At 64.5% G+C, this 17,437-nt stretch carries 15 protein-coding genes; 9 read left to right on the forward strand and 6 right to left on the reverse strand.

What is annotated here, in order from left to right:
- Nucleotides 1-83 precede the first annotated feature (83 nt).
- The gene (gene infC, locus AC1DUU_RS01635) at nt 84-620 is read right to left on the reverse strand and encodes a translation initiation factor IF-3 (protein WP_476781694.1); all 537 of its coding nucleotides are present in this window, start codon (nt 618-620) and stop codon (nt 84-86) included.
- 198 nt (nt 621-818) lie between these two features.
- Here infC and AC1DUU_RS01640 point away from each other — a divergent pair, with 198 nt between their 5' ends.
- From AC1DUU_RS01640 to AC1DUU_RS01650, 3 genes are all read left to right on the forward strand, one after another.
- On the forward strand, nt 819-1,592 hold the full coding sequence (locus AC1DUU_RS01640; protein WP_476781666.1) for an alpha/beta hydrolase: 774 nt from the start codon (nt 819-821) through the stop codon (nt 1,590-1,592).
- 4 nt (nt 1,593-1,596) lie between these two features.
- A complete protein-coding gene (locus AC1DUU_RS01645; protein WP_476781667.1) occupies nt 1,597-2,739 on the forward strand; it encodes a benzoate/H(+) symporter BenE family transporter in 1,143 nt (380 codons plus the stop codon).
- 120 nt (nt 2,740-2,859) lie between these two features.
- On the forward strand, nt 2,860-3,300 hold the full coding sequence (locus tag AC1DUU_RS01650; RefSeq protein ID WP_476781668.1) for a DUF2852 domain-containing protein: 441 nt from the start codon (nt 2,860-2,862) through the stop codon (nt 3,298-3,300).
- Nucleotides 3,301-3,352: 52 nt separating this feature from the next.
- Here AC1DUU_RS01650 and AC1DUU_RS01655 read toward each other — a convergent pair whose 3' ends face one another.
- Nucleotides 3,353-3,610, reverse strand: coding sequence for a hypothetical protein (locus tag AC1DUU_RS01655; RefSeq protein ID WP_476781669.1), 258 nt, complete (start codon nt 3,608-3,610; stop codon nt 3,353-3,355).
- On the opposite strand from AC1DUU_RS01655, the gene AC1DUU_RS01660 reads away from it, so the two are divergent.
- From AC1DUU_RS01660 to AC1DUU_RS01685, 6 genes are all read left to right on the forward strand, one after another.
- On the forward strand, nt 3,609-4,367 hold the full coding sequence (locus tag AC1DUU_RS01660) for a M48 family metallopeptidase (protein ID WP_476781670.1): 759 nt from the start codon (nt 3,609-3,611) through the stop codon (nt 4,365-4,367). The genes AC1DUU_RS01655 and AC1DUU_RS01660 overlap by 2 nt on opposite strands.
- Nucleotides 4,368-4,496: 129 nt before the next feature.
- Nucleotides 4,497-5,156 (forward strand): phosphoribosylanthranilate isomerase, encoded by a 660-nt coding sequence (locus AC1DUU_RS01665; protein ID WP_476781671.1) that lies wholly within the window; start codon nt 4,497-4,499, stop codon nt 5,154-5,156.
- A 28-nt stretch (nt 5,157-5,184) separates the two neighbouring features.
- The gene (trpB, locus tag AC1DUU_RS01670; RefSeq protein ID WP_476781672.1) at nt 5,185-6,405 is read left to right on the forward strand and encodes a tryptophan synthase subunit beta; all 1,221 of its coding nucleotides are present in this window, start codon (nt 5,185-5,187) and stop codon (nt 6,403-6,405) included.
- Nucleotides 6,406-6,407: 2 nt separating this feature from the next.
- Complete coding sequence (trpA, locus tag AC1DUU_RS01675; RefSeq protein ID WP_476781673.1) at nt 6,408-7,247, forward strand: tryptophan synthase subunit alpha; 840 nt, start codon at nt 6,408-6,410, stop codon at nt 7,245-7,247.
- A gap of 36 nt (nt 7,248-7,283) precedes the next feature.
- Nucleotides 7,284-8,207 (forward strand): acetyl-CoA carboxylase, carboxyltransferase subunit beta, encoded by a 924-nt coding sequence (gene accD, locus AC1DUU_RS01680; RefSeq protein ID WP_476781674.1) that lies wholly within the window; start codon nt 7,284-7,286, stop codon nt 8,205-8,207.
- A 41-nt stretch (nt 8,208-8,248) separates the two neighbouring features.
- Entirely contained in the window at nt 8,249-9,580 is a 1,332-nt protein-coding gene (locus AC1DUU_RS01685; protein WP_476781675.1) for a bifunctional folylpolyglutamate synthase/dihydrofolate synthase, read from the forward strand.
- An 80-nt stretch (nt 9,581-9,660) separates the two neighbouring features.
- On the opposite strand, the gene trxA is transcribed toward AC1DUU_RS01685, so the two are convergent.
- The 4 genes from trxA to AC1DUU_RS01705 form a co-directional block, all read right to left on the reverse strand.
- Nucleotides 9,661-9,984: a thioredoxin gene (trxA, locus tag AC1DUU_RS01690; protein ID WP_476781676.1), complete on the reverse strand. Its 324-nt coding sequence runs from the start codon at nt 9,982-9,984 to the stop codon at nt 9,661-9,663.
- Nucleotides 9,985-10,058: 74 nt separating this feature from the next.
- Entirely contained in the window at nt 10,059-13,595 is a 3,537-nt protein-coding gene (addA, locus tag AC1DUU_RS01695; RefSeq protein WP_476781677.1) for a double-strand break repair helicase AddA, read from the reverse strand.
- On the reverse strand, nt 13,592-16,717 hold the full coding sequence (gene addB, locus AC1DUU_RS01700) for a double-strand break repair protein AddB (protein WP_476781678.1): 3,126 nt from the start codon (nt 16,715-16,717) through the stop codon (nt 13,592-13,594). The genes addA and addB overlap by 4 nt, the downstream gene beginning before the upstream one ends.
- Nucleotides 16,714-17,418, reverse strand: coding sequence for a nucleotidyltransferase family protein (locus AC1DUU_RS01705; protein WP_476781695.1), 705 nt, complete (start codon nt 17,416-17,418; stop codon nt 16,714-16,716). Before AC1DUU_RS01705 ends, addB begins: the two co-directional genes overlap by 4 nt.
- Nucleotides 17,419-17,437: the final 19 nt, after the last annotated feature.

The following is a 17,437-nucleotide window of genomic DNA, read 5'->3' on the forward strand; positions in this document are numbered from 1 at the left end:
CGCAAAGGACGCTCCAATATTTTGATCCGCGCATCGTGCTTCCCGAAAATCTGTGTCGATTTTCGGGCCGATGCACAAAGGCATCAACGTGGCGCGAGCACCATCATCATCTGGCGGCCTTCGAGCTTGGGCTCGGCTTCGACCTTGGCGATGGTGGCGGTTTCCTCACGAACCTTGTTGAGGAGCTGCATGCCGAGTTCCATATGCGCCATCTCGCGGCCACGGAAACGCAGCGTCAGCTTGACCTTGTCGCCTTCCTCGAAGAAGCGGCGAACCGCCTTCATCTTGGTCTCGTAGTCGTGGCTGTCGATGTTCGGGCGCATCTTGATCTCCTTGATCTCGATGACCTTCTGGTTCTTGCGCGCCTCGGCCGCCTTCTTCTGGTTGGCGTATTTCAGCTTGCCGAGGTCAAGGATCTTGACGACGGGCGGCGTGGCGTTGGGGGAAATTTCTACGAGATCGAGGCCTGCCTCTTCGGCGGCCAGGAGTGCGTCGTTGATGGAAACATCGCCACGGTTCGAACCGTCGACGTCGATCAGCTGGACCCGGGGAACCCGGATGTCACGGTTGGAACGCGGGCCGTCCTTGGTAGGCGCGGCTGATTTAAAAGGTCTGCGAATGGTCGTGGTCTCCTCGAGCCATTGACGTTGTTGAATGTCTGACGCGCCAATGTGGGTAGCGCGCGGGCGATGTCCATAACACAGCAATCGCAACAAATCACCTGCTTGTGCGCATGCGAACTGCCCCAAATAAGGTTTTTGTCGGGTACTTTCCGTGTCGTGGCGGCTGTGCCACAAGTCCGTGCCGGGGGAGCAGCCATGATTGCAAGCGCATCAGAGTTCATCGAGGTCGACAACATCCGCATCGCCGTGAGGCGTATGGAGGGGGCAGCGCCGGGTGTCGTGTGGCTTGGCGGCTACAAATCCGACATGCTCGGCACCAAGGCCGAAACGCTGGCCGGCTGGGCCGCCGACGAAGGCCTGAGCTTCCTGCGCCACGACTATTCCGGTCACGGTGAGTCCGCTGGCCGCTTCGCCGACGGCACGATCTCGAAATGGCTGGGCGAAAGCCTGGCGGTATTCCGCCAGTTCACGCACGGACCGCAGATCCTTGTCGGCTCGTCGATGGGCGCCTGGATCGCACTGCGCATGAATGCCGAGTTGAACAGAGCGGGCGAGGGCGATCGCGTTGCGGGGCTGGTGCTTCTGGCGCCCGCACCCGACTTCACCGCCGAGCTGGTCGAACCGCAGCTGACCGAGGCGCAACGGCGCGATCTGGTGGAGAAGGGCTATTTCGAGGAGCCGTCGGATTATTCGCCCGAGCCCTACATCTATACGCGCGCGCTGATCGAGGATGGACGGCAGAACCTGGTCATGACGGGGCCGATCCATACGCACTGCCCGGTCCACATCATCCAGGGCCTTGTCGATCCAGACGTGCCGCATAGCCACGCGCTCAAGCTGATGAGCCTTTTGCCGGCCGACGACGCGACGCTGTCCCTGGTGCCCGATGGCGACCACCGCCTGTCGCGGCCTGAGGATCTCGACCTCATGACCCGCGCGGTCGGCGAAATGATCCAACGGGCAGGCTGAGCCGATGCGCATATCGATCCCGATTTCGGCATTTGTCGCAGCCATCGTCGGGTTCGGCGGCACGCTTGCCATCATCATCGCCGCCGCCAACGCGGTCGGGGCGTCGCAGATCCAGACGGCGAGCTGGGTCACCGCGATCTGCCTTGCCATGGCGTTCGAAACGGCCTGGCTGTCGTGGCGGACCAAGATGCCCGTCATCTCCGCCTGGTCGACCCCGGGTGCCGCGCTGATCGCGGCGAGCAGCGGCTTCACCATCGGCGAGGCGGTGGGCGCATTCCTGGTTACTGGCGTGCTTTTGGTGCTCACAGGCCTGATCAAGCCGCTGACTCAGCTGATCTCGCGCATTCCGGCATCGGTTGCCTCGGGCATGCTCGCCGGCATCGTCGTCACCTTCGCCATCAATGCGGTGAAGACCATCCCTGGGGATCCCTGGCTGATCCTGCCGCTGATCGCAGCATTCTTCCTGATCCGGCTGTACAACCCGGCACTTTCGGTGCTGGTGGTGCTGGTCGGCGGCGGGCTTGCCGCTTTTCTCACCGGACGCGTTGGCGGGCTGCCAACCCCGGAACTTTCGACGCTGACGCTGATCGCGCCCGAGTTTTCGGTCGCAGCGATCGTGGGTCTGGCGCTGCCGCTTTATCTCGTCACCATGGCCTCGCAGAACCTTTCAGGCCTCGCCGTGCTGCGCGCCGCCGGCTACCACCCCGAACCGGGGCCGCTGATTGGCGTCACCGGGCTGTTTTCGGTGCTGTCGGCACCGTTCGGCGCCCTGACCACCAATCTCGCGGCGATTTCGGCTGCGATCTGCACCGGCCCCGACGTGCATCCCGACATGAAAGAGCGTTGGAAGACCGGGCCGTTCTATGCGCTCGCCTATGTCATCTTCGCAGCCTTCGGGGCGTCGCTTGTGGCGATCTTCGCTGTACTTCCGCAGAGCCTGATCGTGCTGGTGGCTGGTCTCGCTCTGATGGCGCCGCTGGCCAATGCGCTCGCCATCGCGCTCAAGGACGACCACCACCGCATGGCCGCAACCACCGCCTTTGCGGTCACTGCGTCGGGGCTGACGCTGTTTGGCGTCGGCTCGGCGTTCTGGGGGCTGGTCGCGGGCCTGGTCATCCTGGTGCTCGAGAGCCTCAAAAAAGGCTAGGTTTTCCAAGCCATTGTCCGGTTTCGCCCGACATCGTCTTGAATCGCCATTTTTCCATTCCCATGTCGTTTGGAGCAGCTTTTTCCCCGGCTGCCTCGAACAAAGGAACGGCAAACTAAAATGAACACGACTGCACTGATCCGTCCGGCCTGGACGCCGGCAACCATCGCGTTGATGGTGATCGGCTTCATGGTGTTCTGGCCGCTCGGCCTCGCCATGCTTGCCTACATCATCTGGGGCGACCGGCTTGAAGGTTTCAAGCGCGACGTAAACCGGGCAACCGACGGCATCTTCGCCGGCTGCCGCAAGGCCTCGTACCGGACCAACGCCCGCACCGGCAACGTCGCTTTCGACGACTGGCGCGAGAAGGAACTCGAGCGCCTTGATGAAGAGCGCCGCAAGCTTGAAACGATGCGCGAAGAATTCGACGCCTATGCCCGCGAACTGCGCCGGGCCAAGGACCAGGACGATTTCGACCGCTTCATGGCCAACCGCCACAAGCCGACGGCACCGACCGTTACGCCCAAGAAGAGCGGCAAATCGGGCCTGCTTGACGACTGAGGTCGCCTGATCGCTGAATGCCAACGGCGCCGTAAACGCGGCGCCGTTTTTGTTACTTCTTGCGAGTGATGACTGGCCGGCCAAGTTCGCGCTCAACCAATTCACGGAGTTTGTGTATGCCGCCTATCTGCCGCTCCAACTCGGCGCGCAATTTCTGATCGTGACCCGGCAAGAACTCCCCACCAGCAGTCGAATCTCCGCAGCCACACACGCAGTCTTTCATTTGTTCAGTCCTCCACTCGCCATAGCTCACGTTCTCGGTTTTCTTACCGACACGCAATAGCCAGCGAATCACGTATTCTACCGCCATGCCTTTCGGTTTCCTCAGGAAGTTACAGCCCCGCGCGCCTGCTCCCGTCCAGGAGCGGGATCACGTCGTCGCGGGCCGCACACTACCGCTCAGGATCGTTGAGAACGACCGGGCGCGGCGGCTGACGCTGCGCATCGATGCCGGCGGACGCGGCCTGCGCATCACCGTGCCGCCCGGCCTGCGCCAGGGTGAAGTCGACCGCTTCCTCGACCGCCATCAGGGCTGGCTGGAACAGCGCCTCGCCAAGGTGCCTGACCGTCCGCAGGTGCGCCCTGGCATCAAGATTCCCATTCGCGGGGTGCCGCATCTCATCATCCATGAAGGCGGGACGCGCGGAACCGTGCGCCAGTCGCAGGACGAAAGCGGGCCGACGCTTCTGGTCCATGGCGACCGGACACACCTGCCGCGCCGCATCGCCGATTTCCTCAAGCGCGAGGCCAAGCGCGACATCGAGGCGATGGTGGCCACGCACTGCCAGTCCGCCGGCCGCCGCGCCAAGGCGATCCGTTTTCGCGACACGACGAGCCGCTGGGGCTCGTGCACGTCGGACGGGGTGCTGTCATTCTCCTGGCGCATCATGATGGCGCCGACGCCTGTCATCAACTACCTCGTCGCGCATGAAGTGGCGCATCTCAGAGAGATGAACCACGGCCCGAAATTCTGGAAGCTGTGCGAAGAACTTTGCCCCGACACCGAGCGCTGCAAAGCCTGGCTCAAGCGCAATGGCGGCGCGCTGCAGGCGATACAGTTTGAGTGAGGGACTAGCGAATAGAGAGTAGTGAATAGAACTAGGGTCAGCTTGGGGTGATCGCAACGGCAACGCGCCAGCCCACTACTTCCTTCGCTTTTCCTCGACTTTGCCGCCTTTTCGTGCCACTCCCCACCCATGGCTTTCGACATCAAAATCTGCGGCCTGAGCACCGCTGAAACACTCGACGCTGCGCTGAGCAATGGCGCTAGCCATGTCGGCTTCATCTTCTTTGCCAAGAGCCCGCGCAATGTTGCGCCCGCGCTCGCCGGACGGCTGCGTGAGGCAGCAAAGGGTAGGGCCAAGGCCGTTGCCGTGACCGTCGATGCCGACGACGCCTTCCTCGACGAGATCGTGGCGGCGATGGCGCCTGACATGATCCAGCTGCACGGCAAGGAAACGCCGGCGCGCGTGGCTGAGGTAAAAGTGCGCTATGGCCTGCCTGTCATGAAGGCTTTTTCCATTCGCGAGGCCGCCGATTTCGAGGCGATCACGCCCTATACAGGTGTTGCCGACCGCCTGCTTTTCGACGCCAAGCCGCCCGCCGGCTCCGAATTGCCCGGCGGCAATGGCGTGTCGTTCGATTGGCGGCTGCTCGCAGGCCTTGACGCCTCCGTCGATTACATGCTTTCCGGTGGCCTGAACGCCGCCAATATCGGCGACGCCCTCAAGCTCGCGAATCCGCCCGGCATCGACATTTCCTCGGGCGTGGAAAGCGCTCCGGGCGTCAAGGATGCGGCGCTGATCGAAAATTTCTTCAGGGCCGTCCGGGCAGCTCGCGACCGCAGCGCCGCCTGACCAGCCTCCAGCCGCAAGGAGATCGGCCGTGAACAAGCCGACTGAGCCCAATTCCTTCCGCACCGGGCCCGACGAACAGGGCATGTTCGGCATTTTTGGCGGCCGTTTCGTCGCCGAGACGCTGATGCCGCTGATCCTCGAACTCCAGCGCCACTGGGACGAGGCCAAGAACGATCCGGCCTTCAAGGCGGAGCTGAGCGACCTGTCGACCCATTATGCCGGCCGACCCTCCAAGCTCTATTACGCCGAAGGCCTGACCAGGCATTTGGGCGGCGCAAAAATCTATTTCAAGCGCGAAGACCTCAACCACACCGGTTCGCACAAGATCAATAACTGCCTCGGCCAGATCCTTTTGGCCAAGCGCATGGGCAAGACCCGCATCATCGCGGAAACGGGTGCCGGCCAGCACGGCGTGGCTTCGGCAACCGTTGCGGCACGCTTCGGCTTCCCGTGCTTTGTCTATATGGGCGCCACCGACGTCGAGCGGCAGATGCCGAACGTCTTCCGCATGAAGCTCTTGGGCGCTGAAGTGCGCCCGGTCAGCGCCGGCCACGGCACGCTTAAGGACGCCATGAACGAGGCGCTGCGCGACTGGGTCACCAACGTGCACGACACCTATTATTTGATCGGCACGGCTGCCGGCCCGCATCCCTATCCGGAACTGGTGCGCGACTTCCAGTCGGTAATCGGCACCGAGGCGCGCGCCCAGATCCTCGAACAGGAAGGCCGCCTGCCGGACATGATCGTCGCTGCCGTCGGCGGCGGCTCCAATGCGATTGGCCTGTTCCATCCATTCCTCGACGACCGCAGCGTCAAGATCGTTGGCATCGAAGCGGGCGGGCGTGGCCTCGACGGCATCGAGCATTGCGCCTCGATGAATGCGGGCCGCCCCGGCGTGCTGCACGGCAACCGCACCTATCTCTTGCAGAACGACGACGGCCAGATCCTCGACGGACATTCGATCTCGGCCGGCCTCGACTATCCTGGCGTTGGTCCCGAGCATAGCTGGCTGCGCGATACCGGCCGCGTCGAATATGTGCCGATCCTCGACGACGAGGCACTTGAGGCGTTCCAGCTGACGACGCGCGTCGAAGGCATTATCCCGGCACTCGAATCCGCCCATGCCATCGCGCATGCGGTCAAGGTCGCCCCTGCTATGGGCAAAGACAAGGTGATGATCGTCAACCTGTCCGGCCGCGGCGACAAGGACGTGCACACGGTGGCCAAGATGCTGGGTATGGAGATCTGATCATGACCACGCGCATCGATCGCCGCATGGCGAAGCTCAAGGCCGAGGGACGCCCAGCACTCGTCACCTATTTCATGGGCGGCGACCCCGACTATGAGACGTCTTTGTCGATCATGAAGGCGCTGCCCAAGGCCGGCAGCGACATCATCGAGCTCGGCATGCCGTTCTCCGACCCGATGGCCGACGGTCCGGCGATCCAGGCCGCTGGCCTGCGCGCGCTGAAGGCCGGCCAGACGCTGAAAAAGACGCTGCAGATGGCGCGCGAGTTCCGTCAGGGCGATGACGAAACGCCGATCGTGATGATGGGCTACTACAACCCGATCTATATCTACGGCGTCGACCGTTTCCTCGAAGATGCATTGGCATCGGGCATAGACGGGCTGATCGTCGTCGACCTGCCGCCGGAAATGGATGCCGAGCTGTGCATCCCGGCACTCAAGGCCGGCATCAATTTCATCCGCCTGGCAACGCCGACGACCGACGACAAGCGCCTGCCCAAGGTGCTCGAGAACACCTCGGGTTTCGTCTATTATGTCTCGATGACCGGCATCACCGGTTCAGCACTTGCCGACACGTCGAAGGTTGCCGAGGCGGTGAGCCGCATCAAGGCCCACACCGACCTGCCGGTTTGCGTCGGCTTCGGCGTCAAGACCGCCGAGCAGGCCAGGACCATCGGCGCCTCCGCCGACGGCGTGGTTGTCGGCACGGCGATCGTCAATGCGGTTGCCAATGTCATCGGGCCGAAAGGCGAGAAAACCGCCGACCCGGCCGAGGCTGTGGCAACGCTGGTCACCGRCTTGTCCCAGGGCATTCGCGCCGCACGCCTTGCTACCGCCCAATAAATATCCCATGTCCTGGGCTCGAAGAGGACTTCTGCCATGAACTGGATTACCAACTACGTTCGCCCCAAGATCAACTCGATGCTGGGCCGTCGCGAAATGCCCGAAAATCTCTGGATCAAGGATCCCGAGAGCGGCGAGATGGTGTTCCACAAGGACCTCGAGGAAAATCAGTATGTGATCCCCTCGTCGGGCCATCACATGAAGATCTCGGCCAAGGAGCGGCTGCGCTTCTTCTTCGACGAAGGCCGCTACGAGCCGATCGAAAATCCAAAGGTGATGGTCGATCCGCYGAAATTCCGCGACGAAAAACGTTATGTCGACCGGCTGAAGGACGCCAAGGCCAAGACCGGCATGGAAGACGCGATCCTGTCGGGTACCGGCACGATCGAGGGTCTGCCCGTGGTCGTCACCGTGCAGGATTTCGCCTTCATGGGCGGTTCGCTCGGCATGGCCGCAGGCGACGCCATCATCCGCGCCTTTGATGTCGCGCTTGAAAAGAAGCGCCCGCTGATCCTGTTTGCCGCCTCGGGCGGCGCGCGTATGCAGGAGGGCATCTTGTCGCTGATGCAGCTGCCGCGCACGACAGTTGCCGTAGACCGGCTCAAGGAAGCCGGCCTACCCTATATCGTGGTGCTGACCAATCCGACGACCGGCGGCGTCACCGCTTCTTATGCGATGCTGGGCGACGTGCACATTGCCGAACCGGGCGCGCTGATCGGCTTTGCCGGCCCACGCGTCATCGAGCAGACGATCCGCGAAAAGCTGCCCGAAGGCTTCCAGCGCTCGGAGTACCTGATGGATCACGGCATGGTCGACATGGTGGTGTCGCGCCTGGAGCTCAAGTCGACGATCGCCAATCTGGTGAAAATCCTGGTCAAGGCACCGGCCGCCGCGAAAGTGGCCGATGCCGAGATCCTGCCACCGGTGGTGCCGGTGCCGGAGCGCCGCCCGCAAGCCTAGTGCTTCGCGGCCTGGACGACGTTGAAGCCGGGGGGACTGCCATGACCACGCTCGAAGCCGATCTCGAAATCGAGCGCCTTTTGGCGCTGCACCCGAAGGGTTTCGACCTTTCGCTCGACCGCATCACGCGGTTGCTCGAACGGCTCGGCAACCCGCAGGATCACATGCCGCCGGTGATCCACATCGCCGGCACCAACGGCAAGGGCTCGACCGCGGCGTTTTCGCGGGCGCTACTCGAAGCCTCGGGGCTTCTGGTGCATGTGCATACCTCGCCGCATCTGGTGAACTGGCATGAGCGCTATCGCCTGGCAGCCCCCGCCGGCGGCAAGCTGGTTGCCGACGACGTGCTGGCCGATGCCGTCAGGCGCGTCGGCGAGGCCAATCGCGGCGAAAAGATCACCGTCTTCGAGATCCTTACCGCTGTCACCTTCGTCTTGTTTTCCGAACATCCGGCGGATGCCAGCATCATCGAGGTCGGGCTCGGCGGGCGCTTCGACGCCACCAACGTCATCAAGCGGCCGGCAGTGTCTGTGATCATGCCGGTGTCGATGGACCACGAGGCCTATCTCGGCGACAAGGTCGAACTGATCGCCGCCGAAAAGGCCGGCATCATCAAGCGCGGCTGCCCTGTTGTCATCGGCGCGCAGGAGACCGAGGCGGCACAGCAGGTTCTCATCGATACCGCCGAACGGCTCAACTGCCCGCTCGAGGTCTACGGCCAGGATTTCGTCGCCTTCGAAGAAATTGGCCGCATGGTCTACCAGGACCAGAACGGGCTGATGGACCTTTCGCCGCCAAGGCTTCCCGGCCGGCATCAGTTCGCCAATGCTGCAGCCGCCATGGCGGCGGTCAGATCGGCCGGTTTCCCGATCAGCGAGCGCGCCGCCGACAAGGCGATGACGACGGTGGCCTGGCCCGGCCGCATGCAGCGCATGCCATTGGGCAAGCTGAGCGACCTCGGCCCAAAGGGTGCCGAAATCTGGATCGACGGCGGCCACAATCCCGGTGCAGGCACCGTCATTGCCGAAGCGCTGACCGAGCAGGAAGAGAAGTTCCAGCGGCCACTGTTCTTGATCTCCGGTATGATCAACACCAAGGACCAGACCGGCTATTTCCGTCCGTTCCACGGCATGGCGCGGCATGTCTACACCGTGCCGGTGACGATGAGCGAAAGCGGTGTGCCCAACGAGGAGCTGGCGGTGCGCGCGAGCGAAGCCGGGCTGTCGGCCGAGCCGGTCAGCTCGGTTGCCAATGCGCTGATGCTTTTGCGCGACACCTGGGACGAGAACGAGCCCGCGCCGCGCATCCTGATCGGCGGCTCACTCTACCTCGTTGGCGCAGTGCTTGCCGAAAACGGCACGCCCCCCACCTGAAGACCAGCCAAAAGCTGGATACAAAAAAGCCCGGTCACAAAGCCGGGCTTTTTCACGTTCGTGAGCTGCGTAAGCGATCTTCAGGCGATGTTGCCGTTGATCCAGCTCGACAGCGCGGTCTTTGGCAAGGCGCCGACCTTGATGTCGGCGACTTCGCCGTCCTTGAAGATCATCAGCGTCGGAATCGAGCGCACGCCGAACTGGGCGGCGATCTCGGGGTTCTCGTCGATGTTGACCTTGGTGATCTTGACCTTGCCGGCGAGCTCGTTGGAAATCTCTTCGAGCGACGGGCCGATCATCTTGCAGGGGCCGCACCATTCAGCCCAGAAATCGACGACGACGGGCTCCTTGGCCTCGAGCACGCCGGACTTGAAATTGCTGTTGTCGATCTTGACGGTGGCCATGTAACGGTCCTCTTGGAGTTGGCTGTCGCGCCATATGTGGTGGTAAGGCGCCCCTCGTTCAAGCAGTTCTTGTGTCACGCCTCGGTGAGTCGAACAAGCGCGGCGTCCATCGCCTCAGCGGGGACAGGGATCAACCGCGGTGCCTCCGTGAACAGAAGTGCCGCTGCGACCGGCTTGCCGGGATAGAGAGGCTGAAGCAGCGCGCGGTAGAGCGCAAGCTGCACCACATAGGCCTCGGGCACCTCGTTGAACGAGACGGGCGGTGCGTTATTGGTCTTGTAGTCGACGATCAAAACCTCGTTATCGGTGATCGCCAGCCTGTCGATCTTGCCCGACACCGAACGCGGCTTGCCGCGCACATGGAGGCTGCCCATGATCGATACCTCGGCGCGCGAAGTCGGAGCAAACAGCGGCTGGAATCGTGGGTCGTCGAGCACCGACATGACAGAGGCGGCAGCGGCGGACCGTTCGTGCGGTTGCCAGTCCTGTCCGACGCGGGCGAGGTAGCGCTCGGCGGCAGCAACGCGATCCTCCGGGGCAAGGCGCGGCAGCATCTGCAATAGCCGGTGCAGGGCCGAGCCGCGCGCAATGGCAAAACCCGGCTCGCCATCGGCGTCGAGCACCGGCGAGCGGCCGGAGATCAGCGGTTCGCGCGTCTCGTCGATCAGAGCTGATGCACCCGACGGCGACAGCGGCCGTGGCAGATCCTCGAAGGGCGGTGGCGCGGCGTAGAGGCTTTCAGGCAAAGGTTCGATGGGCGACCTTCCGCCAGCTTCCGGCTCCGCCGCCGAAAGAGGCGTCTTGGGCAGCGGGGTGACGCGGAAGCGGTGGACTAGGCGGTCGGTGATGACGGGATGGCCGCGCTCTTCGCTCTCAGGTGCTGCCGACAATGCGCGGCTGACGATCGAATGCCAGGTGTTGAGGCCCGGCTGGCGCTTGCCGTGATAACCGCAGACGATCAGCCGGTCTTCGGCGCGCGTCATGCCGACATAGAGCAGCCGCCTGTACTCGTCGTCGGCGAGGTCCTTGGCCAGTGCGCTGGCGCCTTTCGAAAAGGCGTTGGCGACGTCGCTGCCGGCGCGCCAGAGATAGCCCTTGCCCTGCCAGTGTTTTCCACGCGGGACAAACGGCATCAGGCGCGGCAGATGCTGGTCGCTGAACGGGGCCGAGCCGCTGTCGACGAGAAACACCACCGACGCCTCGAGGCCCTTGGCGGCGTGCACGGTCATGATGCGGACTTCATCCCGCGTCTGATCCATTTCGCGCTTGATCTCGGGGCCGGCGTTTTCCAGCGTCGACAGGAAAGATTCGAGACCCGGCAGGCCAGTGCGCTCTTCCGCCAGGCAGAAACTCAGGAACTCGTCGAGAATGTCGCCGGCCTCCTGGCCGAGGCGCGAAATCATCTTCTTGCGCACGCCATCGCGGTCGCGACCGCCCGACAATACACCCGAATAGAACTCGAAGATCGGCCGGAACGCCGCTTCGGTCGCCCAGGCTTCAAGCTGGTCCGCAACTGCCTTGAACCCTGCGTTGGTTTCGGCATGGTCGCGCAACGAGGCGATCAGCGAGCGCCCGCTTCCACGTCCCGCGGCAAGCGCAAACAGCGCATCCTCCGACAGGCCGAAGATCGGGCTGCGCAGCACAGCGGCCAGCGACAGGTCGTCCTCCGGCTGGATCAGGAAGCGCCCGAGCGCGATCAGATCCTTGACGGCGATGTGGCCGGGCAGGCTGAGCCGGTCGGCACCGGCAACGGGGATGTCGCGGCGCTTGAGGGCGCGGGACAGCGCATGCACGAAACGGTCGCGCTTGCGCACCAGCACCATGACGTCGCCGGCACGAAGGCGTTTTCCCGTGCCTTCGATGATTTCGCGCTCGTCGAGCCATTTGCGGATCGTCGCCGCGACCTGTTCGGCAACGACAACGGCGGGCGCATGGGCGTGGTCGATGGGCTTGCGCCAGTCGTCGGGCTCGTCGACGGCATCGGCACCGACCGAGGGCCAGACCTCGGCATAACCTGCAGCACCGGCGCGGATCGCCTTGTGGCTCGGCGGTTCGGGCGCGCGAGTGACACCGCGACGCACGCTCGTATCCTCAAAGACGCGGTCGACAGCCGAGAGCACGTCGTCGGTCGAGCGGAACGACCATGTCAGCGTGACGTCCTCGAAACGAGCATTGGCGTCGCGGATGCGGGCGGCGAACTCATGCTTGGAATTGTCGAAGGACTCAGGTGCGGCGCCCTGGAACGAATAGATCGACTGTTTTTCATCGCCAACGGCAAAGACCGTGCGGTGGACGTTGTCGCGGGCGCTGAAGCCGGAGAAGAATTCCTCGGCCAGCCGCTTCACCACCTCCCACTGGTCGGGGCTGGTGTCCTGCGCCTCGTCTAGCAGGATGTGGTCGATGCCCTTGTCGAGCTTGTATTGCACCCAGGGGCCTGCGTCGGGCCGCGCCAAAAGGTTGACGGTGCGGGTGATCAGATCGTTGAAATCGAGGAAGCCGCGCCCGGTCTTCAGCCGCTCGTAACGGGCGATCAGCCAGTCGGCGATGGTCAGCGCTGCCTGTGTTGCTTCCAGCATGCGGAAATGAGCGAGCCGGTCGGTGGCGTCGATGATTGCCGTCGCTGTCACCGCATAGCGCTCGGGCAAATCAGACAGCCGGTCGAGCAGCGCCTTTTTGAAGGCACTGGATGGATTGTAGGGGTCGCCGTCGGCCTTGAGGAAAGCATCGCCCAGCAGCGCGAGACGGCGGAGCGGATCGGTCTCGGCGTAAGCGAGCCGCGCGTAAGGCAGGATGTTGTTGAGCACGCTGCGCGCGTCGGTCGCCTCGGCGGCAGCGGCGAAGGCATTGAAGAAGGCCGGCTCGAAACCTGATAGCGGCCAGATCGAGTCGGCAATGGCTTCAGCACTATCGTCGGGCGAAAAGCCGAACTCTTCATAGAGCGCGCCGAACGGCCAGGAAAAGTCCTGGATCTGGCCAATGAAGGCGCGCAGACCGTCGCGCTTGCGCACGATCTCGGCAAGCAGCGCATCGAGCCCTGCTTCGCCGCCGCGCTCCAGCACCTTGGCGAAGGCCTCGGCGAGTTCCGGATTGTGCTCGCCAGCGCCAGTGACCATATCGCGCCGGGCGGTGGCGAAGAGCGTCGCCTCCATCTGCGCGTCGAGCATCTCGAAATGGGCGGCGATGTTGGCTTCGAGCGGGAACTGATGCAGTACCGACTCGCAGAAGGCGTGGATGGTCTGGATCTTGAGACCGCCCGGCGTCTCCAGCGCCTCGGCGAACAGCCGCCGTGCCCGCCGCAATTTGGCTGCGTCGGGGCGCGCACCGTCAAGGGCCGCGATGCGCTCGGCCAGATCGGCATCGGGCAGCATTGTCCATTCGGACAGATTGGCGAAGACGCGGTTCGACATGTTGGCGGCGGCCGCGCGCGTGTACGTCAGACAGAGTATTTTCGATGGATCGGTGCCGCGTAGCAAAAGCCGCATCACGCGCTGCGACAGCACATGCGTCTTGCCCGAACCGGCATTGGCCGACACCCAGACCGAGTTGGCGGGATCCGAGGCACGTGCCTGGCGTTCGGCGGTCTCGGTGGGGACGAAGAATTTCTTTTTCATTCCTCGCCCTCCGCACCGCCGTCACCGCCGGCCGACCATTCGAGCACGCGGGCGAGATGGTCGTAGTCGCCGTCGGTTTCGCCTTCGCGGAAGGGCAGGGCACGCGAGAGATAGCCGGTGGTCGGGTCGTTGTAGTGCAGCAAGAGCTGCTCCAGCCTGGTCCACGCCTCTTCGGACAGCTCGAGGGCTGATTTCGGCTTCCTGTTGTGTTCGAGGATCGATTCCTCGAACACCTCGCCATTGGGTTTCAGCCTGACGAAGGCAAGCTGCGAGGGTTCGCGAATGCCAAGCTCGCGGAAGGCACCACGCCGCAAGAGCGCGCCTTCGAGCGCCAGCTGCGGCGAGATCAGCGTGTGCGCCTGCGCCTTGGATGGCGACGAGCCGGTCTTGTAGTCGAGGATGTCGGCCATGCCGCCGGCGAGAACGTCGATGCGATCAGCGCGGCCCGAAAGGGTGACGCCAGTGAGGCCGACCTCGACAGCCGAGGCACCTTCTTCGGCGTGACGGCTGGCAACGGCCTCGGCGCGGCTGCGCTCCCACACCAGGATATTGACCGCCAGACGCTCGAAGCGCGGCCACCACACAGCCTCGACATCGGCGGGAAGGGCGGCTTCGGCGAAGCAGTGGCGGCCGGCTGCGATCAGGGCCTCGAACGCATGGGGCGCGCGCGGATCAACGATGGTCGAGGAAAACAGATGCAGTATGTCGTGGAACAGCGTGCCGCGCTCGGCGGCACCCGGGTCGCGCACCAGCAGGTCGATCGCCGACAGGCCAAGGATGCGCCTGGCATAAACGGCGTAAGGGTCGCGGCGCAGCGTCTCGACCTCGGTGATGCTGAAACGGCGTGGCCTGACTGCCACAGGGGGCTTGGGTTCGGGCCGGGCTGCGAAATCGGACTTCTGCCCGGCGTCGAGCGCGCGCGCCCAGACAAGCAGCTTTTCGCCGCGCTTGCGCAAGACGGCGGCATGGTCGGGGCCGGCGTAGGTCAACAGCCGCTGCAGCCAGCGCGAAGGCACCGCAGGCGCATCGCCCGAACGGGCCGAGCGCGACAGCACGACACTCTTGGCGCCCATCGCCATCTGGAAATCATGGGCGGCGAGGCCGATGCGGCGCTCCGGCGGCTCAAGATCGATGCCGGTCTTCATAACGCGCGACATGAAGCGATCGGCCTCGGCCTTGCGCGGCCAGCTGCCTTCGTTGAGCCCGCCGATGACCAGCGTGTCGACGCTCTGCAAGCGGGCTTCGAGCGCGCCCCAGATCGCGATGGCGCGGTCGGCACCTTGCGCCGGCTTGACCGCCTCGGGCGCCACCAGTGCGTCCATGACATCGGGCCATTCATCGGCGGCGAAGGTGAACGACGCCTGGGCTGCGACCAGCGAGCGAAGGGCTTCGGCGAGCTTGGCGCCGGCGTCGCCGTCATAGAGCGTACCAAGGCCGCCAAGCTCATCGCGGCCGAGATTTTCGAGCGCTTCGACCGTTGCCTTGACGATCGCCGCAAGTTCGACCGACGCATCGCCTCGGAAGGCAAACAGCGGCGCGAGGCCAGTGACGAGCCTTGTGGCGATGTCGCGGGCCTCTTCGATGCGGCGAACCGTGATGCGATCGAACCAGAACGGTTTGCGCGACCCGCCGGCGACATCGGTCATCCTGCTGTCGAAAGTTTCGGCGAGGCCGGCAATATCGGGGCGGCCGACGCCGCCACGCAGCACCACGAGTTCCAGCGTCTCGGCGGCACGCCTCACTGTGGCTCGGTCGGCACCAAGCCGCAGCAGTGGGTGCTTGAGCAGCGACAGCACCGCGACCGGGTCGCCGGGGCGGAAAGCAGCATCAAGCATGGTGCGCAACAGGGCCGCCGGTGGGGTGTTGGCAAGCGGCATACCGCCGGAATCGTCGGCCTGGATGCCGAAGCGCCGCAGTTCGGAAGCAACGCGGCGCGCCAGATTGCGGTCGCCGGTGACCAGAGCTGCGCGATGGCCCGGCTCGGCGACGGCCTGGCGCAAGGCGATGGCGATGGCCGCCGCCTCGTCGCGCTCATGCGCTGCTTCGAGCAAGGTTACGCCGGCAAGGGCATCGGCGATCTCGCCATCGTTGACGTCAGCGCGCTTGTCGGCCCAGGCGTCTGTGGTTTCGGCCGGCCTAAGCGCTTCGCCGACAAGGGACGCCCGCAGCACCATGGCCTGCGACGGCGCGCCGAGTTCCTCGATATCACCGCGCAGAAGGCCGATCTTGCCGATCAGCTTGGCGAGGCCATATTGCGGATGGCCGAGCACCGAGGCTTTCGCGCCGATAGCCGTGATCGTCTCATAGGCGCGTTCGTCGAGCGTCGCATCGAGCCCTGGCAACACCACGGCACCGCGCGGCAGGCGCGCGATCGTCGCGAGCAGTTCGGCAGTGGCGGGAATGGAGCCGGTCGAGCCGGCGGCAATGACGGGACCTGCGGGTGGGTTGCGCTCCAGCCGCTCGGCTTCGAGGCGGATCAGAGCGCTGCGGTGGGCGGCCGGATTGGATTGGTCGCGCTCCTTGAGCATCTCCGGCCAGGCGCCGGTGACGATGGACAGGAAGTCGAGCGTCACCTGCCACCAGCCCGCCAATTCGCCTGACACAAGTCCGGCCAGCCGCGACCAGTCGGAACCTTCGGTTTCGATCTCGTCCATCAACCCGGCAAGATCACGCGCCAGCCAGATGGCGTCGGCGGCGGAAGCCGGAACGACAATCTCTTCTTCAAACATTGCAGCGACATGGGCTGGCAGTCGACGTTTCCAGGCGCGCACCAGAGGCGCAAGCAACAACAGGCGGTCGGTGGACGAGACAGGCGGGGCAAGGTCGAGCGCGCCGCGGCCCTCGGCCTCGAACGCCGCCTCGTCCTCGTCGAACTCGCCCAGCGGCTTGATGACCGGCAGGATGGCCGAGCCACCGCCGGCGGCGTCGACGAAGACACCGCGCAAGGCGCGTGCCGCACGCCGCGTCGGCACATAGATGGTGACATCGGCGAGCGACAGCGGATCGCCGGCGTAGCGGAAATCGGGGATCAGCCGGCCATCGAGCAGCGCCTGCGCCAACGTCGGCAGGAAAGGAATGCCTGGCGGGATCGAATAAACGCGTGGCGACGCACGGCCGCTCATTGTGCTTCCGCCAATGCCCTTTTCACCGCGGCCTCCGCCTGCGGGATGGCGTCGGGCGTGCCGACGGTGATCCAGCTGCCGTGCATCTGCATGCCGAACAAGCGGCCAGTTGATATGGCCTCGTCGAAATAGCGGTTGAGCGAATGCGGCGCTTCAGAAGCATGGGCGAAAAGGCGCGGATGGATGATCGCGGCCCCGGCATAGATCAGGCCCTCGGGCGCACCCTTGGCGCGGCTCAAGGCCCCGTCCGGCGCGACGAGAAAGTCGGTGCCGCCCGAATGGCCCGTTGCCTGTCCGAGATCCGCGAGCATGATCAGAATATCCATGCGCGAGGCGTCCCAGGCAAGGGCGAGGCGGGTCAGGTTCGGAGTGCCATGATCGATCCAGAAGGTGTCGGCATTGACGATGTAGAAAGGCTTGGTGCCAAGCTCTGGCAGCGCCTTGACGATGCCGCCGGCGGAATCGAGCAGGCCGTCGCTTTCGTCCGAAATCACAACGTGTGGCTTCTCGCGGTCCGCAACATGGGCGACGATCTGGTCGGGCAGGTAGTGGACATTGACCACGGCCTTTGCGACGCCAATCTCGGCGAGGCTGTCGAGCCCCCAGTCGAGCAGCGTCTTGCCGGCGACGCGCACCAACGGCTTCGGGATCGTGTCGGTGATCGGCCGCATGCGCTTGCCGAGGCCGGCAGCAAGCACCATGGCGACGGACGGGATCTTC

The organism is Aminobacter sp. P4_H6_2, from assembly GCF_056400805.1.